The 22,869-nt window shown below is 27.9% G+C and carries 23 protein-coding genes; 4 read left to right on the top strand and 19 right to left on the bottom strand.

Features of this window, described 5'->3' with window-relative positions; genetic code table 11:
* Positions 1–13 precede the first annotated feature (13 nt).
* From ABDZ93_RS08130 to ABDZ93_RS08110, 5 genes are all read right to left on the bottom strand, one after another.
* Positions 14–817, bottom strand: a complete 804-nt coding sequence (locus ABDZ93_RS08130; RefSeq protein WP_343825361.1) for a hypothetical protein — start codon at positions 815–817, stop codon at positions 14–16.
* Between the two features lie 341 nt (positions 818–1,158).
* A complete protein-coding gene (locus ABDZ93_RS08125) occupies positions 1,159–2,136 on the bottom strand; it encodes a GNAT family N-acetyltransferase (protein WP_343825358.1) in 978 nt (325 codons plus the stop codon).
* 154 nt (positions 2,137–2,290) lie between these two features.
* Positions 2,291–3,520 carry a sensor histidine kinase gene (locus ABDZ93_RS08120; protein WP_343825356.1) on the bottom strand — a complete coding sequence of 410 codons (1,230 nt, stop codon included), beginning with the start codon at positions 3,518–3,520 and terminating at the stop codon, positions 2,291–2,293.
* On the bottom strand, positions 3,507–4,241 hold the full coding sequence (locus ABDZ93_RS08115; protein WP_343825354.1) for a LytR/AlgR family response regulator transcription factor: 735 nt from the start codon (positions 4,239–4,241) through the stop codon (positions 3,507–3,509). The genes ABDZ93_RS08120 and ABDZ93_RS08115 overlap by 14 nt, the downstream gene beginning before the upstream one ends.
* A gap of 41 nt (positions 4,242–4,282) precedes the next feature.
* Entirely contained in the window at positions 4,283–5,005 is a 723-nt protein-coding gene (locus tag ABDZ93_RS08110; RefSeq protein WP_343825352.1) for an accessory gene regulator B family protein, read from the bottom strand.
* 389 nt (positions 5,006–5,394) lie between these two features.
* Here ABDZ93_RS08110 and ABDZ93_RS08105 point away from each other — a divergent pair, with 389 nt between their 5' ends.
* Positions 5,395–5,577 carry a hypothetical protein gene (locus ABDZ93_RS08105; RefSeq protein ID WP_343825350.1) on the top strand — a complete coding sequence of 61 codons (183 nt, stop codon included), beginning with the start codon at positions 5,395–5,397 and terminating at the stop codon, positions 5,575–5,577.
* 201 nt (positions 5,578–5,778) lie between these two features.
* On the opposite strand, the gene ABDZ93_RS08100 is transcribed toward ABDZ93_RS08105, so the two are convergent.
* Positions 5,779–7,095 carry an HAD hydrolase family protein gene (locus tag ABDZ93_RS08100; protein WP_343825348.1) on the bottom strand — a complete coding sequence of 439 codons (1,317 nt, stop codon included), beginning with the start codon at positions 7,093–7,095 and terminating at the stop codon, positions 5,779–5,781.
* A 690-nt stretch (positions 7,096–7,785) separates the two neighbouring features.
* Here ABDZ93_RS08100 and ABDZ93_RS20075 point away from each other — a divergent pair.
* Together ABDZ93_RS20075 and ABDZ93_RS08095 are read left to right on the top strand one after the other, a co-directional pair.
* Positions 7,786–7,986, top strand: a complete 201-nt coding sequence (locus ABDZ93_RS20075) for a thioredoxin family protein (protein WP_425544764.1) — start codon at positions 7,786–7,788, stop codon at positions 7,984–7,986.
* A 175-nt stretch (positions 7,987–8,161) separates the two neighbouring features.
* Positions 8,162–9,049 (top strand): nitroreductase family protein, encoded by an 888-nt coding sequence (locus ABDZ93_RS08095; RefSeq protein ID WP_343825345.1) that lies wholly within the window; start codon positions 8,162–8,164, stop codon positions 9,047–9,049.
* 46 nt (positions 9,050–9,095) lie between these two features.
* Here ABDZ93_RS08095 and ABDZ93_RS08090 read toward each other — a convergent pair whose 3' ends face one another.
* The 3 genes from ABDZ93_RS08090 to ABDZ93_RS08080 all read right to left on the bottom strand — a co-directional run bounded on the left by ABDZ93_RS08090 (position 9,096) and on the right by ABDZ93_RS08080 (position 12,473).
* Positions 9,096–9,896: a MerR family transcriptional regulator gene (locus tag ABDZ93_RS08090; RefSeq protein ID WP_343825343.1), complete on the bottom strand. Its 801-nt coding sequence runs from the start codon at positions 9,894–9,896 to the stop codon at positions 9,096–9,098.
* A gap of 80 nt (positions 9,897–9,976) precedes the next feature.
* Positions 9,977–10,429 (bottom strand): GNAT family N-acetyltransferase, encoded by a 453-nt coding sequence (locus ABDZ93_RS08085; protein WP_343825342.1) that lies wholly within the window; start codon positions 10,427–10,429, stop codon positions 9,977–9,979.
* Positions 10,430–10,460: 31 nt separating this feature from the next.
* A complete protein-coding gene (locus tag ABDZ93_RS08080) occupies positions 10,461–12,473 on the bottom strand; it encodes a penicillin-binding transpeptidase domain-containing protein (RefSeq protein WP_343825341.1) in 2,013 nt (670 codons plus the stop codon).
* Between the two features lie 268 nt (positions 12,474–12,741).
* On the opposite strand from ABDZ93_RS08080, the gene ABDZ93_RS08075 reads away from it, so the two are divergent.
* Complete coding sequence (locus tag ABDZ93_RS08075; protein ID WP_343825339.1) at positions 12,742–13,017, top strand: hypothetical protein; 276 nt, start codon at positions 12,742–12,744, stop codon at positions 13,015–13,017.
* A 213-nt stretch (positions 13,018–13,230) separates the two neighbouring features.
* Here the strand turns inward: ABDZ93_RS08075 and ABDZ93_RS08070 are convergent, their stop codons facing one another.
* The 10 genes from ABDZ93_RS08070 to ABDZ93_RS08025 all read right to left on the bottom strand — a co-directional run bounded on the left by ABDZ93_RS08070 (position 13,231) and on the right by ABDZ93_RS08025 (position 22,850).
* Entirely contained in the window at positions 13,231–13,662 is a 432-nt protein-coding gene (locus ABDZ93_RS08070; RefSeq protein ID WP_343825337.1) for a MarR family winged helix-turn-helix transcriptional regulator, read from the bottom strand.
* A 150-nt stretch (positions 13,663–13,812) separates the two neighbouring features.
* Entirely contained in the window at positions 13,813–14,676 is an 864-nt protein-coding gene (locus tag ABDZ93_RS08065; RefSeq protein ID WP_343825335.1) for an NAD(P)/FAD-dependent oxidoreductase, read from the bottom strand.
* Positions 14,677–14,733: 57 nt separating this feature from the next.
* On the bottom strand, positions 14,734–15,045 hold the full coding sequence (gene trxA / locus ABDZ93_RS08060; protein ID WP_343825333.1) for a thioredoxin: 312 nt from the start codon (positions 15,043–15,045) through the stop codon (positions 14,734–14,736).
* A gap of 355 nt (positions 15,046–15,400) precedes the next feature.
* Positions 15,401–16,615 (bottom strand): NupC/NupG family nucleoside CNT transporter, encoded by a 1,215-nt coding sequence (locus ABDZ93_RS08055; protein ID WP_343825331.1) that lies wholly within the window; start codon positions 16,613–16,615, stop codon positions 15,401–15,403.
* 250 nt (positions 16,616–16,865) lie between these two features.
* Positions 16,866–17,288, bottom strand: coding sequence for a MarR family winged helix-turn-helix transcriptional regulator (locus tag ABDZ93_RS08050; RefSeq protein ID WP_343825329.1), 423 nt, complete (start codon positions 17,286–17,288; stop codon positions 16,866–16,868).
* Positions 17,289–17,305: 17 nt separating this feature from the next.
* On the bottom strand, positions 17,306–17,767 hold the full coding sequence (locus ABDZ93_RS08045) for a hypothetical protein (protein ID WP_343825328.1): 462 nt from the start codon (positions 17,765–17,767) through the stop codon (positions 17,306–17,308).
* A 117-nt stretch (positions 17,768–17,884) separates the two neighbouring features.
* On the bottom strand, positions 17,885–18,904 hold the full coding sequence (locus ABDZ93_RS08040; protein WP_343825326.1) for a sensor histidine kinase: 1,020 nt from the start codon (positions 18,902–18,904) through the stop codon (positions 17,885–17,887).
* Positions 18,905–18,907: 3 nt separating this feature from the next.
* Complete coding sequence (locus tag ABDZ93_RS08035; protein ID WP_343825324.1) at positions 18,908–19,582, bottom strand: response regulator transcription factor; 675 nt, start codon at positions 19,580–19,582, stop codon at positions 18,908–18,910.
* Between the two features lie 60 nt (positions 19,583–19,642).
* A complete protein-coding gene (locus tag ABDZ93_RS08030; RefSeq protein WP_343825323.1) occupies positions 19,643–22,174 on the bottom strand; it encodes an ABC transporter permease in 2,532 nt (843 codons plus the stop codon).
* The gene (locus ABDZ93_RS08025; protein ID WP_343825321.1) at positions 22,164–22,850 is read right to left on the bottom strand and encodes an ABC transporter ATP-binding protein; all 687 of its coding nucleotides are present in this window, start codon (positions 22,848–22,850) and stop codon (positions 22,164–22,166) included. The genes ABDZ93_RS08030 and ABDZ93_RS08025 overlap by 11 nt, the downstream gene beginning before the upstream one ends.
* Positions 22,851–22,869: the final 19 nt, after the last annotated feature.

The following is a 22,869-nucleotide window of genomic DNA, read 5'->3' as shown; positions in this document are numbered from 1 at the left end:
TTATCATATCCCCCTACATCATCTTTAGCTTTTCATCTATAGCAATTCTCTTTGCTCTACTACTTCCATACTTATGAATAAATATAATCTTATCTATGGAAATATTATTATATTTCTTATTTATGCTTTCACAATTAATAAAATTTCTTACATAGCTATCTTCTATATCTTCACTTGATAATCTTTCTTTTAATACTCCTTCAAGCTCTTCTAGAGATATTTCTTTTATCAGATACTTAATTACTAATATATTTTCTTTTAAAAACCTTATCATTTTTTCCTTACTTAAATTAGAAATAAACTTAATAGCTGCCTCATTATTTCTAATTGCAGAAATTTCAGCTCTCTCACTAGGATTATTCATATATCTTAAAGCATCATAGCTAATATTTACAGCCACTTCCTGTACTTCTTCACAAGGATTCTCTATATATTTGATAGAATCATAGTTTTTTTCTATAGCTAACATCTGAATCTTACAGCTAGGATTCTTTAAATACTGAATAGCCCAGCCCTTTTGGTCAATACCTAAACTTACTAATGCCTCACTAGGATTATCTATAAATTTTAATGTATTCCAGCTTTCTTTAACTACGTACTCCTTCATCTGTAGAGTAGGTTCATCTATAAATTCAATAGCATTTACACTACTTCTAAGTGCCTTTTCTTTCATTTCTTCTGTTGGATTTTTTATATACTGTAAAGCCATACCATCCTTCTCTACAGCTAAAAGCTTCATTTCTTCTGATGGGTCTTTTATAGTTTTTATAATAATTGGATTTCTCTTTACCATTTCTATAGCTCTATTATAATCCATAACATTATACCTCCTGGATTAGTAGCTTTTAAATAAGACTTTTCTTAAAAATCTTATGTTTTATCTAACCCCTATTGAATAATAATTTTATTAAGTAATAATGATTCTCCATTTAATTATATCATTTTATAAAACATTTTAAAGCCTTTATTTAAATAGTTTTTATCATATAAAATTTCTAAGATAATTTGATCTTTCATTAAAATTTAGTTAAATTTTATTTATCTCGGATCATAGTGCTGTTATTTCTACTTAATAGAGTTTTAACTGATTACAATTGTTAGGTATCATATAAAAATTAAAGGATTTTATACCTTCAAACAGATATAAAACCCTTTCCTCTATACACCTTCAAGCCTAGCTATATTATCATTTTTCCTATAAGATACAAGAGTTAGTTTATCATTAATCTTCTTTTCTTCTCCTACTTTCACATAGCCCATCTTTTCATAGAGATGACAATTTCTACTCTCAGCTTTTATGGTATCTAGTTCCCATCCTTCTGCCTGCGGATACATAAGTTCAAGTCTCTCCATAACTATCTGAGCAATTCCTATATTCTGATAATCTTCAAGTATATTTATAATATGAAATCTCATTAGCCCAGGCTTTTTCTCATAGACAAATACACTACCAGCTAGACTTCCTTTGTAAAAAATCTTATAGAAATCTCCTATGTAAAATCTTTTTAGGAACCTATCTAAAGTTTGCATCACTGGACTTATCTCATGATCTTCATATTTTTTATATAAAGGCATAAAAACCTTTTTTTGCATAGCTAATAACTCTTCAGCATCATCTTTAGTTGCCTTCTTAAGGGAAATATTTGAATCTATTAATTGGAGTAACTTGTCTAAATACTTATAGTCTATAAACTCTCCCTTTCTTACCATTTCTTCTATCTCTTTAAAAGTAGCCCACTTAGCTTCTGCTACCTCTTCATGTTGAAGCTTTAAATCACTTATATTAACATTTTGTTTAACAAACCAAACATCATCAAATCCACAAGAAAACTTAACTGTAAATAAGTGTTCTGCTCTATCTACATCTAAATCAATTCCTAACTCTTCCTTAGTTTCTCTTGTAGCGGCAGATATACTATCGTCTCCTTTTATTGCAGAGCCAGCTGCTGCAGCATCCCACATATTAGGCCATCCAGCTTTAAAGGATTGCCTTCTTTGGATTAGTATCTCTCCTTTGTCATTGATAATCCAAACATGAACTACCATATGATAATCCCCTTCTTTCATAGGATTACCTCTTTCATGTATTCTTCCAACTTTATACCTATATTTATCATAAACATCCCATAATTCCATGATTATATCTCCCCCATAACTAAGTTAAGTTTGAAACTTATTTTAATGACTACCTTAATATTTATACATATTTTTAATGTTATATCACACAAATTTAATAGCTTATATAAAAAATAGATATCAAAATTTATTGATATCTATTTTTCATAAATATTTAAATATGTACTTCAACAGAAAGCATATCATTGTCTGTATCTATTAAAATATTACCTTTATTACTACTCACTATTTTTTGCACATTATGTAGTCCATATCCTCTACCTGAACTCTTCGTTGAATATCCTTCTTTAAACATTGAAGATATATTTATCTCATTCATATCCTTCACAGTGTTTTTTACAGTAATAATATACTTACCATTAGTTGAGTAATCTTCATCTATATATATCTCGACTGATTTACTTGAACTCTCCTTAGCTGATTCTATAGCATTATTTAATAAATTGGTCAGGATAATTACCATATCAGATTGACTAATCTTTATATCATTCAAGCTATTATTAATATTGTACCTTATATTTACATCTGCTTTTTCTGCTTCACAAATTTTACTATAAATAAGAGCTCTTAAAATTATATTATCTATAGTCATTAGTTTTGTTAAAGTATCCTTATAAGTTATATCTTCTATATACTTCTTTATGACTTTATTAACTTCACTATAATCTCCTACTTGAAGGGTAGAGTATATTACATCTAAATGATTTTTATATTCATGTTCACTAGCTCTTAACTTCTCAATATACTCATTTAAAATTAAATTATATTTATTTTGAATTTCTAATATCTCATTTTCCTTCATTATTTTATATATATCCTTACATAAAATCATAGTTATTATAATAAATACTAATAAGGCTGAAAATAACCCAATTCTTAATCCATTACCTATGAAATGACTATCATTTATAAATATTAATATAGTTAATATTAGAAATAAATTTACTATCCCTATTATTATAATTTTGGTATTAAGCTTAGGTATAGTTGAAATATTCACCTTTATATATTTAGTAAAATAATATACAAAAACTAATGTAATACTAAATACACCTAATAATACTATGGTTAAATTCATACTGTCTGGATTAATATTTAATATACCTACTATAATTCCAACAATACTTTCTGCTATCATCAAAACTAATAAAGATATAGTTATCTTTATTATAGCTTTGTAAAAAGTATCATTATATAAAAATTTATTTATAAGTGCATATATTATAGTTAAAGCTCCTATAGTAACCACTGGTATTTTTATAATAATACCAAAAACATATGCTAATACAATAGAAACTAAAATATTTTTAACATTAATTTTATCAAATAAAATATTGCAAATCATACCTAACGTAAACAATTCTAAAAAATTATTTATACTCATTTTCATACCCTAAAATTTCAAACACTTTATCACTATAACTTATGGATAAGTCAATAACTTCACTAATGTTAATAAAATATATTTTCCATAGTTTAGTGTATAGCTTGTCTATTTTTTTTATGTATTTAGTATTTACAATAAAGGATTTATGACATTGCACTATACTATTTGATTCTATCATACTTAAAAGTTTTGCTAGGGATAATTTTGCGTAAATTACTCCATTCTTAGCTGTCACAATTTTGCACTTCCTCGGTATATACTCAACAAAAACTATATCGTCATGATATAGTTTATATGTTATCTTATTTTCTATGGATATAATGCTATACTTTCGATTGTCATTCTTCTTAACATTTTCTTTCGTAAACACATCTATGATTCTTATAATATCTTCCTTACTATAAGGCTTTATTAAAAAATCATAACAGTGTATGTTTTTAAATGCATCTACCATCTGAAAGCCTTGACTTGTTATAAATACTATTCCTCTTAATTCATAACCTTCCATGGATCTAATGTTTTTAGCTAAATCTATTCCAGAACCATCTGGTAGATTGATATCAATAAAGAATAAGTCAATACTTTTTTCACTAATGATTTTTAATGATTCATTAACAGAATGTGCCTTTAGGAGCTCCACATTATTATAGCTTTCTTTAATTAGATTAGACAAATTATCACTTTGAATAATATCATCTTCTATTAACAATAATTGCATCTTCATCACCCCTAACAATTATAGCACATTTTACATAATTATTATTTGCTTTTTTCTCTTATTTCTAATGGTAATTCAACTTCTCCCCAAAAGAATATAGAAGACGCCTTTAATGCTGCATCCCCTACTCCTATACTAGCAGTAGTTAATATACCACTCATAAGTTTTCTTAAATCGAATTTTTTTGTTAAATTTTTCATTATAGTTTTCCCCCTGTTATTCATATAATATTCATAAATCATATATGTTCCAAATAATAATACAAGATTTATGTATACGGAATTATTTATTACTCTTACTAAAGTATATGTGAATAAATATATGAAGCTCGTCCTTAATTTTAACTTTAAAATTACATTGGGAGCCTCTATCTCTTTAATCCTAGTTCTATATTTAGCTGTAAAAATTGTAGCTATAACAGATACTAATATTAAAATTCTTATGAATCTCGGTATTATTATTATTATAGAAGATAAAAAATACATAATTAAATATATCCCTATAGTTTTTATAAAGCATCTTGCAAAGCTTTTGCAATGCCCACCTCCAAGTTTAGTTCTAACCCCTAAAATTAATACTGTGATAATGAGAAATTCAGGTAATCTATTAAGTATAAGAGATATTAAAAGTATTATGATTAATTTGATCCCCTCACTTATAAAAACCTCTAACCCATATCTAATTCTATCAAGATAATATATATCTCCTATATTAGATTCTGTGGCTATAAAATTCATAATCTTTTTTACTATAATACTAATCATAAAACCCCTTCTTAGATTCAAGTTTTAACAAAATTATACACCATTTTCACATGTTTTATTTTGAATTTTCATGAAATTACTTATTCCATACCTGAAATTACTTATTTTACTCATTAAAACTTATTTTTCACATTAAAACTTAATTTTACATTAGCATTTAACTTACATGTTCGATATTTGACCTTTCGTTCCAAAAACCACACTATAAGATTCTTTTCAGTTATAATCATATATGGATAACACACTTATATAGAGGTGGTTTACTTACAACACCAGTAAATTATTAATAGAAATGATAATATAAATTCCCTTTCATTAATATATAAAACCCCTCTATATTAATTTCATACTAAACTTATACTTAAATCTTTTATCGAGAGGTGCTTTTGATGAAATCTATAAGGGAAGATTTAAAAATAGATTTAATAGCTTCAATTATAGCTATAATGATTTTCTTATTTTCAGTACCTAGATTAATAAAAAAATCTGACCCTACTACAACTGCATTTTTAGGTATCTGTGTAATACTACTTCTTATATTTAATTTGATTAAAATTCATAGTAATAATTAGATGATTATTCAAGAATTTTTACACTAAATAATTTAACTTAAAATATATAATTAACCAATTTAATTGTAACTATAGAATATAAAGTCAAAGTCCCCTATATGAAAAGAAAAACACAGTAAAATTTCTAATCTTTTAGTAATTTACTGTGTTTTTCTTTTATAGATAAATAAAAATAATGAAGTTTTAAATTTAATATATTTTTTACCTGATAATTACTTTTGAATAAAATATTTTTTTAATAGTTTTTACTACAGAATCACTTTCACTATCTCCTATGATTTGTGTTGCATTTTCTTTAACTTTATTAGATGCATTTTCTACTACATACCCTTCATCTGCTACTTCAAGCATAGAACTATCCTCTTCTACACCAGCAAATACAACTACCTTCTCACTTTCAATCATCTCTCTTAATTTAACTAAGGCACTTCCTCTAGATGTTTTACTACTATACACTTTTAAAATAAAGTAATCTTCATTATATTTTTCATATATAACCTTTATGTTCTCAGTGTCGCTACAGCCTTTAAGCCTATTATATAGTAGTTCTATTTTATCTATTTTATTAATAACCATAAAACAAATTACATCTTTTCCTTGTGGTAATTTACTATATATATAATTTTTTAATGGAAGAACTTTTTCTAAATTATAAAATCTTTTTTCTTCTTCATTAGTAAAATCACCATAATAAATATGCATAACATCATTAATTATAGTATGAATAAAGGTGTTTATAGATAATTCATCACATATGTTTAAAATTCTTTGAGCTATTTCATGATTTATTCCTTTATAGTAAACATAACTCTTCTCACTAAAATTATATATAGCTGCCCCATTCATTGTGATTATTGGCAACCTAATATCCATACTACTAACTATAGGTGCTACTGTTTCTGGAGTTTTATCTGTTACTAATGTTACTAGTGCTCCTTCTTCTATCATTTCCTTTAGCTTTACCTTAGTATAGGCACTAATTTGATTTTTAGAATCCATTAAAGTATTCGTTAATGTACTTGCAAACAAAATCTTAGTATTTCTCTTTTTAGGTAGCCTCATAGCATTAACTCCTAAAGCTACAAAAATTCCTATTAAAGTATCTATAATTCTATTAATAGCAAAAGCATATGGAACTATATCCTCTCCATGATTTATGGCTACACTTAAAAATACTACGCAACTAATATATGATGCCGTTTGTCTTTCAAGCAATATAGTAGTATAAATTAAAGGTATAATAGCTACAGAAACCAATAAATATCTTAACCCTAGCATAGCTTCAGGTATAAACCTTCTTTCTAATAGTAGTACAACAACCCCAAAGGCACCTCCAATTAAGGTTCCAATGGTACGATTTAAACCAACCTTTTTGGTACTTTCAACCCCTTGTTGCATACATAAGATTGCGGCTATAGCTGAATAAAAGGGCATTCCCGTTCCTCTTATTAAATAAATTAAAAAGCATACAAAGACTGCCACTGCTGACTTTATAATTCTCATTCCTATTCTTGGCATTAAAATCACCTTCTTTAACTTATAATTTACAATATATTATATCACGAGTATTTATGACTTTTGGTATTTAAACGTATTCTAATTTAGATATAAATATTCAAATATACTTTATAAATAAAACATTTCTCATTAACCTCTTATTTATACATTAACTTCAAAGTTATATTTCTTTTACTATGTATTATTAAGATCCTGTAGAGTTATAGTTTTTAACTTCTATGAATTTTAATTATTCTGAAATTCATATGCATAATTCATATTGACATTTATCACATTTTAAATATATAATTATCCTCAATATATGGAATTTGTTGTCATTATATTTCCAAATTAAGTATAAATATAAATATAGGATTTTAAGGGGGAGAAACTCATGCTGGAATTTTTTAAACTCATACCTATAATTATTATTATTATATTTCTTTGTTTAGGAGTCAGTATCTTTCTACTTATTAATAAGATATTTAAATGATATATTTATAGAAGTTTTGATTTGACTTTTTTAATGAATAAGGTTATATGTTATTAGATAATATAAATATATAAACTTAATAGGAGGTTCCTATAATGAATAGCTTAAATTCTAAAGAAGACCTTTTAAAATTAATTGACACTTCTGACTTACTTTTATGCTTCTTTACTGGAAGATGTTTTTGAGGAAGTGATGATCTACTTGGTAAAGTAGATAATATGCTTTCTAATTACCCTAAGGTTAAATCTATAAAAATTAATATTGATGAATCACCTTCCTTGTGTGCAGAATTTTCGGTTTTTATAGCTCCTACAATTTTGCTTTTTACTCAAGGTAAAGAGACATTAAGAGAATCCAGGTTCATTGTTATTAATGAATTAGATAAAAATATAAATAGATATTATAATTTACTGTTTTAATAATACTCTTTTCAACCTTTTAGTAATTTATATAATAACTAAAAGGTATTTATATATATGTCGCTATTAAATTGTTATTAAAATTAGCTTATATTTATAAAAATTTCATTGACTCTATAGTCACTATAGGGTTTAACCTTTGACATATAACATACTATTTTTAGGAGATGATATTATGAACAAAGAATATTTTAATGAAACTATCAAATTATTATGTGAACGTGCAAGTTGCAGAAGCTTTCTAGAAAAGAAAATTCCTGATGAATTATTAAACCAGGTTATATCTTGTGGATTACATGCTGCTACAGGAGGAAATCTTCAACCCTACTCAATAATAAAAATAACTGATGATAAAATTAAGGAACGTTTAGTTGATGAATGCGATATGCAATCACTAGTTAAAAATGCTCCTACTAATCTTCTATTCTGCATTGACTGGAGGAGAATTCAACGTTGGTGTGAAGCCTCTGATGCTCCTTTTGTAGCTACCAAAAGCTATAGACATTTTTGGATTGCTCTTCAAGATACAATAATATGTGCTCAAAATATTTGCACTGCTGCTGATTCTGTAGGTTTAGGTTCTGTATATATAGGTACAGTAGAAAGTTGTTTCATGGAATTAAAATCCATATTTAATATTCCTGAAGGTGTATTCCCTGTAGTCCTTTTAAGTATTGGATATCCAAATCAACCTTTAATTCCTGCTCCAAAGCTAGGTGTAGAAGCCATAGTTCATGAGGAAAGCTATAAAGATCTACCTATAGATACTTTAGTAAAACTACAAAATGAAAAGTATCATTCTAAGAAATTTCCTCTTAGTCCAGTTAACATGGAATCAATGAAAGAAGTGACTTTTGATATAGGTGGTGAAGAATATAGTAATAATATTATTGCATCTATAGAAAAGCAAGGCTATATTAATATGGCCCAAAGATATTTTGGACTTCATTATAAAGCAAATTGGTCTTGTATCGGTAACAATAACTTTATAGAAGCTCTTAAAGCTTATGGATTTACGTGGATTGAGGGAGAGGATTTTCCAATACTAAAAAATAATAATTAAAATAAAAGATATGAATGAGTAGAAAATCTTTCATTCATATCTTTTGTTATTTTAATAATATTTGAATCTGTCTTACCCACTCTTTAGTGTTACTAGATATATTAGATCCAATAATTAACTCCTCTATGCCAATTCCTTGTACCGACATATCTTGTTCCTTAACATAATTTAATAGTCTATCATAACTTTCTTCTAAACTATCTGGACTTCCTACATGATCAATAACTGCATATAACCCCTTTTCTAATATATATTTATTATTGGAATTCTCTAATTTCTCGCCTTTGCTAATAGCTAAGTAACTTTTAAGGTGAACTTCTCCTTTTTCATTAATAGTAACTAATCTTGAAGGTTTAAACATAACCTCTACACTAATATTGTTACTTTTATCAAAGCTGACTAAAGCCTTTACTACATTATCTATAGTATTTCCTTCACTTACATCTATTAGATATCCTTCTCTTCTTTCTAATACCATAATTCTCGGCTCTATAAAATAATTTCCTTTCTTTAAATCATTTATATGCTTTAATTGCTCTTCTACATAATAAGAAACTTTCTTTAAATTTTCTATATTTTCATCAATTACATTTTTTAAATTGTTAAACATCCTTTCTGTTTCAGATATATTTCCATTTAAAAGCTTCTTAATTTCACTAAGAGACAATCCTGTGGACTGTAGCGCTTTTATTTTCCATAACATCTGGCTAGAAGTATCATCATAATATCGATAGCCTGATTGAGAATCTACTTCTATAGGAACTAATAACCCAATAGTATGATAGTATCTTAAAGTTTGTATGTTTATATTATGTAGTTTAGCCATCTCACCTATACTAAATTTCACTTTATTTTCACCTCACCTGTTAATTATAATTAAGTTATAATCCTATAAGAAAATAGGAGACATATTACTGTCTCCCATTGTTAACACTGCTCTAAAATAATAGTCCTACTACGAAATCCATATCTTTCATAAAACTTAAGTACATCCTCATTTCCCACAGCTACTCCTATTATTTTTTTACTAACCTTGTTATCATCCAGCCATTTAATAGCCCTTTTAATAAGTTCATCACCAATCCCATACTTCCTATATTCGGCCTCTATATATAAGGAACTAATTTCTCCTACAAAACTATTATTTATTGTAGAAACACAATATCCAACATATATTTCTTTGTCTTTAACTAGATTAATATTTATATTGTCCTTCTTGTAAGCAAGAAATCCATTACTTCTTTCCTTAAAGGAGAACTTCTCATATTTTTCTTTAAAATCTATAGAATTATCTTTATGATGATCATTAAGTTTATCCCATAGTGGACCTACATATTCTAATAGTTCCTTTGAACCTGAGATAATTTCAATATTAAACATTTTGCACATCCTCTTTCACTATAAAAAATATCTACTTTTTCAAATAATACTCCATGACATTCTTGACCATAGCCGTTGGTATTGTACTACCACCTCTATCCTTAACATCTTCTATTATCATAGATATAGCAATTTTAGAGTCATCTGTATTTACAGCTACAAACCATCCATTTTCTTTACCTGATTGATCCTTTTGGTCTTTCTTTATTTCTGAGGTTCCAGTTTTACCAGCTATATTAAATCCGTCTACTTTTGCAGTGGTAGCTGTTCCATCTGCATCATTTATTACAGCTGAGAAAGCATCTACTAAAGCTGGTACCTTTTCTGCCTTTATGGCATTTTTCCATACTTTTGCTTCTACATTTTCTCCAATGTTAAGTCTTGGTTGCATTATATCTCCATTATTTCCTAACGCACTATATGATAATGCAATATCTAATGGTGACATAAGTACCTCACCTTGACCATAACCTGTGTCAGCAAGAAGTATTTCTTTACTTAAAGTACCCTCATTACTAATTTGAGAAGTTTCCATTGGATATTCGAAAGTTACCTCTTCTCCAATACCAAAGTTTTTAGCTCCGTTTATAAACGCATCTGCTCCTATATTTAATGCTACTCTTGCAAAATATATATTATCTGAGTATTTTGTGGCATCTTTTAAGTTTATGGGCTTACCAGGATCCTTTACTCTTGTAACCTTATATCCCCCCCATGAAGAGTTATTTTGCCACTCTAGTCCTTTAATATCCATGCCTTCTTCTGGGTTAAGTACACCTTCATCCAATCCTATAGCAGCTGTAAGAAGTTTCATTGTAGAACCTGGTGCATATACATTATTAAATCTATTATCAAACTGCTGACCATCAAGCTCTTCCCATTTATCACTTAAAGTTTTTGTCTTATAAGTTACAAATACGTTTGGATCATAGGAAGGTGAACTTACCATAGCTAAGACTTCTCCTGTTTTAGGATCTACTGCAGTCGATGCTCCCTTCTCACCTTTCATTTCACTGTATATCTTACTTTGAAGCTCTGGGTCTATTGAGAGTTTTATGTCCTGTCCATTTTTAGCTTCTGTTTTAGCTATAGATATTTTTTCTTCTCCTCTTTCAATATATATTTCTCCACCGTCTTGACCCCTTAATATATCTTCATAAACTTTCTCAAGACCTGCTTTTCCAAAAAGACTTGTCTGTAAATAGCCCTTATCTTTATTACTTTCTAATTCTTCTGATGTAATTGCTCCCACATATCCGATTAGATTTCCAAAAGCTTCTCCTCCGGTGTAAACTCTAGAGTTTTTATTGTTAATTATAACTCCTTCTATAGTGGAAAGCTTATTTAATTTTTCAGAATCAGATTGAAGGACAGATACTATTGGTACAAAGTGATCTGGGTTAGTATTAGCTGCCAGCTGTTCTTCTATATAAGATTCGCTTATGTCTAATGCAGTTGCCATAGCTGTTATTTTGGCAGCCTTTTCATTTTCAAATTTACTTGGATGAATTCCTACTGACTTCACTATATCATCTTGTGCTAAAAAGTTTCCATTTCTATCTAATATACTTCCACGTTTAGCATAATAATCTTCAACCCTTACCTTATCCTCAGGTTTCATTTGAGGGAATATTAAACTTTCATTCCACTTTATTTTATAGCTATCATCTTCTTTAACTAAGGTTGCTTTAAAATCTTTAATCTCCACTTTTCCTACCATTGTATTCATAGTCATAGTAAATGGTATTTCTAATGACTTTTTATCTCTTTCCTTTTCCCCTACTATCTGAATCTCCATATTACTAGCTACAATAGCACCGTATATATTGGTGTATCTTTCTAAAAATTTTTCCTCGTTTATATATGCTTTTGAATCTGCTGAAAGCATATTATACATACTTTTAAAATCTTGCTTAATCCAAGCATCTTTATAAATATTAAAGGCATCCTTTATTTCATCCTTCTTAGAGCAACCTGTAAATATAGCTATACCTATAATTATAGTTCCAATAATTAAGCTTAGTTTCTTTAAATTAATTTTCATTGATATCCCCCTTATAAAATATATTTTCTTACTGCGTATTTCACAGTTTAAATATAAGCTTGTCTATTCTATTCAATAAATAAACTACTATATCTATTGTAAGTTTATATATACTATTATTCAATAAATTTTGAAAAAACAAAAGTGAATTTTTTACATATATTTTAAAAATTATTGTATGATGTAAAACAGAAAGAAGACTAATTTAAACAATCTAAGAAGAAAATTTAAAAAAGCTAAATTTATATGTTATTTGAGGGGAGATTTTATGCATATTAATAAAAGTAAATTTAATGATATATTTAGCACCTATATGAGCCTACCAAAAGAAGTCTATATACTTTTTTTATGTAAAATGATTAACTGTATCGGAGCCTTTGTTTATCCTCTACTGTCCTTAATTATCACTCAAAAGGTTGAGCTGCCTATAAAAGATGCTGGCTTAATTCTAACTCTCACAGCAATTACTCAAGGTCTTTGCATAATATTAGGAACTAGTGCAATTTTTATGTACTTACTAAACTCTATTAAAGTTAAAGCTTAACGTATGAAAACCTCTTTAGTCAAAATCTAAAGAGGTTTATATTTTATCCGATGACTAGTCCCATCTTTTTCAAAGAGGGAATAAAGACCTATTACGTCCCTGGATAACGATTTCTAAGCTTCAGAGAAGCTAAGAACTCTGTTTATATCTATAATTTATTTCTAAAACTAACTTTGTATGAATATTAATTCTAATTATTAAATTTTTGTACTACTACTCTAAACTTTGTAATAAATTATCTAAATTACGTTTAAGTTCCTTTGCTTCATCATTAGATATATTTAATTTGCAAAATACTTCTCCTGGCACATCTAAAATTTCACCTTTTAGCTTTAATCCAGCTCCTGTTAATTCTATTATGACTACTCTATCATCATTTACATCTCTATGTCTTGTAATTAACCCCATATATTCTAGTTTTTTTAATAATGGAGTTAAAGTACCAGAGTCTAAATGTAGTCTTTTTCCAATGTCCTTAACTGTCATCTTTTCTTCTTCCCACAGCACTAACATAGCTAGGTATTGTGTATAAGTAAGATTATGCTTATCAAGAATAGACTTATACAACTTTATTACCTCTCTAGATGCTGCATATAGAGAAAAACATATTTGATTTTCTAGTTTAATACATTCACAATTCTTCATATAAATTCTCCATTTCACAGAATGACTTATTAAAACTAATTTTTAACAAATCATATTGTTTGAGATTATTTTACAATTTTAAAATTTATATGTCAATACAACAAATAATTTGAATAACATTATAAATAATTCATACAAATATCTCTTCCTTTATTTTTCCTTTGAATCTACATAGGAAACTGCTGATAATGCAGCCACATTTCCTTCTCCTGCAGACTTTATATATTGATAAGGTCTGCCTACTATATCTCCTGCTGCAAAGCAACCTTTTAGGTTCGTTTGCATTTGTCTGTCAACTTCTACATGATTGTCTACAATTTTTAATCCTGGAACTAATTGACCTGGAGATATACTATCTCTTAGTATAAATAAGCCGTCAGTAGTAATTTCTTTATTCTTTAAAACTAACTTTTCTACTTTATCTCCACCAGTTATTTCCATAGGCGTATCATTTACTACTTCTATAGATGCATGAACATTTACAAACTCTTTATACATAGGAATGTAATATACCTTTGATGCTAAAGTAGCAATAAAGTTTGCCTCTTCCTCTTCTTTTTTACTATATGCAATTATTGTAACTACTTTGTTTTTATAAAGCGGTGCATCACAGGTAGCACAATATCCAACACCCTTACCTAAAAGTTTTTCTTCTCCAGGGAACAGCTTACCGTATTGAATTCCTGTAGCTAATATTACTGAAGTTGCTTCATACATTTTATCATTTACCATTAAAGCAAAGTAATCTCCCATAGCATATATATTATTTATTTTTTCTTCTGTTATTTTTATATCCATAGCTCTTAAGTGATTGCTAAACGCTGCTTGAATTTCCTTACCACTTTTACCATAGAAACCTAGATAATTATTAATTTCATGAGCCTTTACTAATTTATTTGAAAGTTCATCACTGCCAAATATCACAAAACTCTTATTTCTTATTTTTGCATTTAAAGCTGCTGATATTCCTGCTGGACCACTACCAACTATTGCAATATCATATCTTTCACTCATAGCTCTATCCTCCAAATTTGCAGATTAAAAATATAGGAGTAATCTCCTATATTTTTATTATAGATAAGCTTCTACAATTTCTTTTATTCTTTCTTTTGGTATAAACCCTACTGTAGTATTTACATTGTTTCCATCTTTAAATACTATTATTGTAGGAATTGATGCTACACTATATTTCATCGCTATATCAGGACATTGGTCTACATCAACCTTAATAAATTTAACTTTACCTTTCATCTCAGTTGATAATTCTTCAAATATTGGGGCTAACATTTTACAAGGTCCACACCATGTTGCGAAAAAGTCTACTACTACAACACCATCTTTTATTTCATTATTAAATTCAGCTGAATTAACTATCTTTGCCATTTTTATTCCTCCTAAAATCAATTTACTTAGATATTATTTATATAAATTAAATTTTGTTCAATTTAATTTGTTAATATCAATTTACATGTTTATAAATCAAATGTCAAGTAATTTTAAAAAATTATTTTTATTATAATTATATAATTAAATCTTATTTTTTAGATTTAATAATAGTAAACCCTTTTAACTTATTATTTCATACTTCAATAGGTTTTATTTATTTTAATGTTATTTTCTATTATGAAGTTTTTAACACTTAATAAAAATATATCTCATTTTTATAAAATATAATTATCTTAAAATGAACTACTATCATTAAAATTTTTTTATAATGTTTACCATATCACTAATAGTCTTATAATCCTATTAAAAGTCCTGCAATAGTTGCACTTAAAAGATTTGCTAAAGTACCTGCAACTACAGCTTTTAATCCTAACTTTGCAACTTCATGCTTTCTCTTTGGTGCCATTCCTCCAATTCCACCGATTAAAATAGCAATTGAGGATATATTTGCAAATCCACATAATGAAAAAGTCATTATGGCTGCAGTTTTTTGTGAAAGTTCACCTATTATAGGTCCTAATTTACTAAAGGCAACAAATTCATTTAAAATTATCTTTTGTCCTAGAAGAGACCCAGCTGTTAAAGCCTCATTCCAAGGAACTCCTATAATTGCAACCACTGGTGAGAATGTGTATCCAAGTATCATTTCTAAACTTAATCCCTCTATCCCCGCAAGTCCACCAATAAATCCTATTATTCCATTTACTAAAGCTATAAGAGAAATAAATGCAAGTAACATGGCACCTATGTTTAGCGCTAAACCTAACCCTTCTGATGCTCCCTTCGCTGCTGCATCTACCACGTTAACTGAGTCATCTTTTCCTAATTCAATTTTATCTTCTAAGGCTTTTGCATCACTTTCTGGAAATATCATTTTCGCCATTATAAGTCCTGCTGGAGCAGCCATAAAGCTTGCTGAGATAAGATATTCTAGTGGAATCCCCATAAGTGAATATCCAACTAAAACAGAACCTGAAACTGAAGCTACACCTCCAACCATTACAGTAAAGAGTTCTGATGTAGATAGTTTATTGATATATGGTTTTATTAAAAGAGGTGATTCTATTTGTGATAAAAATATATTTGCAGCTGCTGACAAAGTTTCAAGCTTAGAAGTTCCTAAAAGTTTTGCTAAAGCGCCACCTATTATCTTTACAACAAATTGCATTATTCCAAAGTAGTACAATACAGAAACTAAAGATGAAATAAATATAATAACGGTCAATACTTGAAAAGCAAAAACCATTCCTCCATTAGTAGGTATAGCTGCTCCAAATAAAAAATTTATTCCTTCATTTGCATACCCGATAATTGACGTTGCCATTGTCGCTATCTTCTGTAAGACTTTTTTTCCAACAGCTGACTTTAAAACTATAACTGCAAAGCCCAATTGAATTAAAAATCCTATAATAATAGTTCTCCAGTTTATTTTCTTCTTATTATTTGATAGTAAGAATGCCACTATAAAAATAAATATAATACCTATAATGCTATTTAATATGCTCATTGAATCACCTTTATCCTTTGTAATTTTTCTATTATATTGTTATCTTCAATATAATCTACTATTCATTAGTAAAAATACTTAATAATTAACCTCCTATAAAACAAATTAAAAATAGTTCGCATTAGAACACTCCATTTCCTCCGCAAACTATTTTATGTTGAATCATTAAAAATGTCAATTTATCTTATGAGATAATTAATTTACTTAATAGGTAAAAATATTGAGAATACAGTTCCCTATTTTTTTGATTTTACTTAATCTTATTTCTTATCTTTAGTAAATAATCTCTCATTTCTAGTACTTCTTCTTCTGTAAAATTTTTAAATACTTTATCAAAACCTTGATTAATTTGATTTCTAAATTCCTTAGCAAATTCTATCCCTTTATCTGAAAATGTAACATAGGTATTCCTCTTATCGTCTTCATTCTTAACCTTTTTTACATATCCAGATCTCTCTAGCCTTGATACTATACCCGAAACAGTTCCCTTTGCTAAGGACATCTCATCACACAATTGAGATATATTAACCTTCCCCTTATGTGCAATTAGTTTAATAACCATTATCTGTTGATGGGTAAGTCCACTATCTTTTAGATTCTCACTAACTATACCGATGGTGCTTGCATATATATCTTTTATGAGCATTGATATTTCAAACGAATCATATTTCATATAAACCTCTCCTAAATTTAACTATTATATTTTAGCTTGGTATTTTCGAAATTTAATGAATTAATTAAGAAAGACACTCCAGCCATAAATAATGCTCCGCCTAATCCCATATAAAAAGTTCCCACATAAACAGGATTAAAAACTCCGAGATTTCTTATAGTTATTCCAAAGAATATCATGAACCCCATTATACAATAGCTCTTAAAATCGAAGAATGAGAATACACAATGTTTTTGTAAACTACTATTCATAATTCTTCTAGTGTGCTTTCTAGACATTTTACTAAATATGAATTTAAAGAATGCATAAAACACTATGCTAGCAACAATTAAGCTAATAATCCAATTTCCATGATTTATTTGTACATCTCCTTGACCTAATGTAAATACTCTAAATCCTGCAAATCCCCAAACTAATCCTGCTATTAATAATAAAGTTTTCTTTCCTACCTTTAGAATGTATTTATCTAAATTTTTCATCATATCATCTCCTATAAAATAAATAAAAATAGTTCGCATTAGAACCTTTTAGTTCCTATGCAAACTATTTTATGCTCATTTATTAAAAATGTCAATCAATCTTATAAGATAATTAATTTATTTAATAGGTAAAAATATTGAGAATATAGTTCCCTGTTTTTTTGATTTTACTTTAATATACCCACCTTGTTTTGAAACAATTTCCCTTGCTAAATAAAGTCCTATACCAATCCCTTCAGCATCACCAACATTTTTCCCTCTATAAAACCTACTAAATATTTTAGGTAGCTCTTCTTCACTAATCCCTATACCATTATCCTCAATATCTATCCTTGCAAACATTTCATAACTTTGTATAGAAATATTAATTACTCCATTTTCTTTTGTATACTTTACTGCATTCTCTAGGATATTAAATACACTCTCTATAGTCCAGTTTCTATCATGTAAAATTGTAACCTTATCCTTTTCATTAAGCTCTAAAATTATATTTTTACATTCTGCCTTTTTACGTATTTGACCTATTGCTAATAATATAGTTTCATTTAAACTTTCATAATCTGGCTTTATCTGAATTACTCCAATTTCTAGCCTAGACATTTTAATCATACTTTCTACCAGGAAACTAAGTTCATTTAAAGAAACCATAATTGTTTCTTGAAACTCTCTTCTCTCCTCTTCTGTCAAATTATCATATTGAAGAAACTCACCATACATCTTTAAATTTGTTAATGGTGTTTTTAATTGATGGGCTATATCAGAAATTAATGACTTTATTTCATTCTTGTCATCTTCTATTTGTTTATTTTGAGCTTTTAAAACTCGATTTAACTTAATAGTTTGTGATTGAAGCTTTGAGAAAACCGAATCTTCAACCATAGAGAATATTTCTTTATCCTTCATATCAGCCATTATAGCTAACATATCTGAAAGCTTTATAAGTATTTCTTCAATATAGCTTTTAAATATTCTTTCATACATATAAAATCCTAAAATAATTATTATTGAAAAAATAGTTGAGATAATAGTTACGTTAAGATTTTTTACTGCAAAAGCTATGAAGGTAGTAAATGCTGAACAAATTAATATAATTAATATTTGAATCATATTTTTCATATTATAAAAATTACTTTTCATATGCTACTCTCCAAACACATATCCAATACCAAAAACCGTAATAATATACCTAGGATTTTTAGAATCTTTTTCTATTTTCTTGCGTATACGTCTTATATTTACACTTAAAGTATTTTCATCTACAAAATTACCCTTAACATCCCAAAGCTTTTCTAGAAGCATTTCCTTAGTCATCACCTTCCCTTTATTTCTAACAAGTAGTTCTAAAAGCTTATATTCAGTACTAGTTAAATTAATTTGATTTTTTCCTTCAAAAACAGATTTTCTATCAAAATCTACTTTTAAATCTTTATATTGAAAAATATCTTTAGTATCAACTGATTGCCTTCTCAATATAGCATTAACTTTATGTTTTAATATTTCCAAGGAAAATGGTTTTGCTAAATAATCATCACAACCACTTTCAAAACCTTGTAACATATCTTCATCTGTATCATTGGCAGTAAAAAATACAATAGGAAAATTGACGCTTCCTCTAATATCATCACATAGCTGCAGCCCACTCCCATCAGGCAAGTTTATATCTAGCAATAAAAAGTCAATCTCATTATTTTGAATTAAAGTCTTTCCTTCATCTTTAGTATAAGCTGAAAGTATATTATATCCTTCTTTTCTTAATGCAAAGGTAACACCTTTATTGAGGATTTTATCATCTTCAATAATCAAAATTGTTGTCATTACATCACCTCTTTTTTATTATAACAAAAGTGACAGATTGTATAAATCTGCCACCTAAGATTAATTTTCAGTTTCTCTTATACGTTCAGTCACACTTTTTTTTGAAGATGTTTTAAATACGACGCTAGGTGTAATTAAGCATACTGCAAATATAAATACCACTAAGATTAATAGCGAAACTGTTGGAAATACAAACTCTGCATAATCTGCAATCTGTTTTGTTAATTCTGCTATTCCATATATAATTCCCATTCCTAATGTTAAAATAAATAAAGTAGTTATACTTGCATAATATAGACCTTCAAATGTAAGCATTTTTTTAATTTGTTTTTTAGTCATGCCTATACTTTCCATTACTGAAAGTTCCTTCAATCTAACACTAACTCCTGTAATCATCACATTTATGAAATTTAAAATTCCAATTAATATAAGAATACAAGAAATTCCTCCCCCGAGTATCTTCATTACCATTGATGTATTATTAAACTCTTTTATTGTATCACTTTTAGATTCAAGCCATAATCCACGATTATTAGTTAATGTCTTTAATTGCTGTTTAATTTTAGCTTCATATATCTCATCAACATTTACTTGTAATAAATAATAAGCTGCATCTTTATCTAACTTTTCCATAGCTGAATTACTAATATAAATTGTTGGTGCACCCAATACTCCACCTAATCCATAAGGTAAGTTTCCATTAGTATCACTGATAAATTGCGCTTTATATCTAGCAATAACTCCGGTGTCTTTATCTTTAATACTAAAATTTTCACCTTTTAATTCACTATAAAGTGACTTATCCTTTCCGTCATAAAATATTGGCTTAATTAAAGCTAAGCTTCCTTTCTTAAATTCTTCTATATCTATTTTCTCTTTAGCCTCTTCATTATATCTCTCTATAAGGTCATCATCTATTCCAAGAATCCAACTAAAATATATACTTGGATCTTCTTTAACTTTATTTAAAAATACATTTAATTCTTCTTGTGACATACCTTCCTTTATACTTGCTTCTTCAATTAAAGGTAAAAAGAAGTTATCAGTCATATCTAGCTCCGCTAAGCTTACTTTTGTAACAGCAACATTTTTAACTCCTTGCATACTTCTAATATTATCAACTAAAGGTTTATCTAATTTCTCCTTATCAGTATTAATATTTTGAACTTCAAAATCATTTTTCTTATATCTATTTATAAAATTATCTACACCAAGGCTATCTAGGAAGGTGTTTACGCTAAGAAATGTCATAATACCCATAAATAATGAAAGAAATACAACTATTGCACGCTTTTTATCACGAAACACATTATACCAAGCCATCTTATAAAGCTTTCCTCCATTAGTTGACTTTCTATTTTTCTTTTGTTTCTTTATTTTTGTTCCTGAATATCTTAAAGCTTCTGTTGGTGAGATACTACTAGCAACTTTAGCTGGCTTATTACAACTTAATATTACTGTTAATAACGCAAATAGCGCTGCTCCAACAAAAATCATGGGGCTAAAGGATATATCAGATGGCATTGCACTTCCATTGTATCCTCCATCCTTAAAAGTACCCATAGTTATTGGTACAATTATAAAAGAAAATATAACCGCTAGTACTAATCCTATAGGAATACCTACTGTAGCTAACCTTAAAACTTGACCTTTAACTATCTTCTTTATTTGTCGTGGTGAGGTTCCGATAGTTTTTATAAGTCCATAAAAATTAATATCCTTAGTAACTGATATATACATAACATTATAAATAAGTAAGTATCCACTAAGTACTATGAACAAAGAAATAATTACTATTATAATTATAGTTACAATTGCAGTACTTGATGACTCTTCAGTTATATCATAGCTATATTTGAATCCTTGTCCTTGTTTACACCTAATCTCTGACTCTAAGATATCTTGTGCATTATCTTTTTCACTGTTATTTAAAGTCATAAGTAGAGTTCCATCTTTCTCTAAAGATAGATTGTTTTTCTTTATAAATTCTTCTGAAATCATTAAATATCCTGTGTCTTGAACAATATCATAGTTAGTATAATAACCACTTAAAATAAATTCAGATTCTTTTACCTCTCCCTTTATTGTATAAGAAATCTTTATTTTATCCCCTATTTTAGCATCTTTTAATCCCAAAAACTCTAGTGATTTCCTAGATGCCATAACTTGATTTTCTTTAGCAGGATAATCTCCTTCAATATCACTTATACAAGGGATTATTTGATTTTCCCAATCTATCCTGTCATGATATTCTATGTTTATTTTTGTTTTATTCTTATCTAAAGAATCTGCCTTAACTCTACCTACATTAATTTGATATCCTACACTTTTAAAAATATCTAGTTTTTTTAATTTCTCATACTGTTCATTAGTTGCTTCTTTTAAAGTTGTATTAGCCGTTGTACCTTGTATACGCAAATTCATCACCATATAGTTTTTTGCAAAACTAATTCCTATACTAAATACAGTTGAAATCATAAAGGTAGTTAAAATTATAGCTACGATAGCAAATATATTCCTTGTTTTATTAGCTCTAATGGATCTCTTAATTATTCTCTTAACTACTTCCTTATTATTATTTTCAAACATCATAATTATCACCTCTTACTGCAACCCTACCATCTTCTATTCTAATAATTCTGTCAGCAAGCTGTGCAATTTCTTCATTATGGGTAATCATAACCATAGTTTGATTAAATTTATTGCTAGTCATCTTTAAAAGTCCAATAACATCCATACTTGTTTTACTATCAAGATTTCCTGTTGGCTCGTCCGCTAATATTATTGCAGGCTTTGTTGCTAATGCCCTTGCAATTGCAACTCTCTGCTGCTGTCCTCCAGATAAGTTATTAGGCATATTAGTAAGCTTTTCTTTTAAACCCAACGTGTCAATAATTGAGTCTACATATTCCTTATCAATCTTAACACCATCTAACTCTATAGGGAGAACTATATTTTCATAAACATTTAAAATTGGAACTAGATTATAGTTTTGAAATATAAATCCTATATTTCTTCTCCTGAAAATTGTAAGTTCTTCATCCTTCATATCACTTAATTTCTTTTCTAATATATAAACATCACCACTAGTAGGCCTATCTAGTCCTCCTAGCATATTAAGCAATGTAGACTTACCACTGCCTGATGTGCCTATTATTGCTATGAATTCACCTTCATTTATATCTATGCTTACATCGTCTAAGGCATTAACTAAATTAGGTTCTTCCCCATAAATTTTAATTAGCTTATATGTCTTTAATATATTCATTCTAAATCACTCCACAATA

The organism is Clostridium subterminale (genome assembly GCF_039521425.1).
In the GTDB taxonomy this organism is placed as follows: domain Bacteria; phylum Bacillota; class Clostridia; order Clostridiales; family Clostridiaceae; genus Clostridium_J; species Clostridium_J subterminale.
The sequence above is the reverse complement of the archived record's forward strand: the minus strand, read 5'-3'. Positions and strand labels throughout refer to the sequence as shown.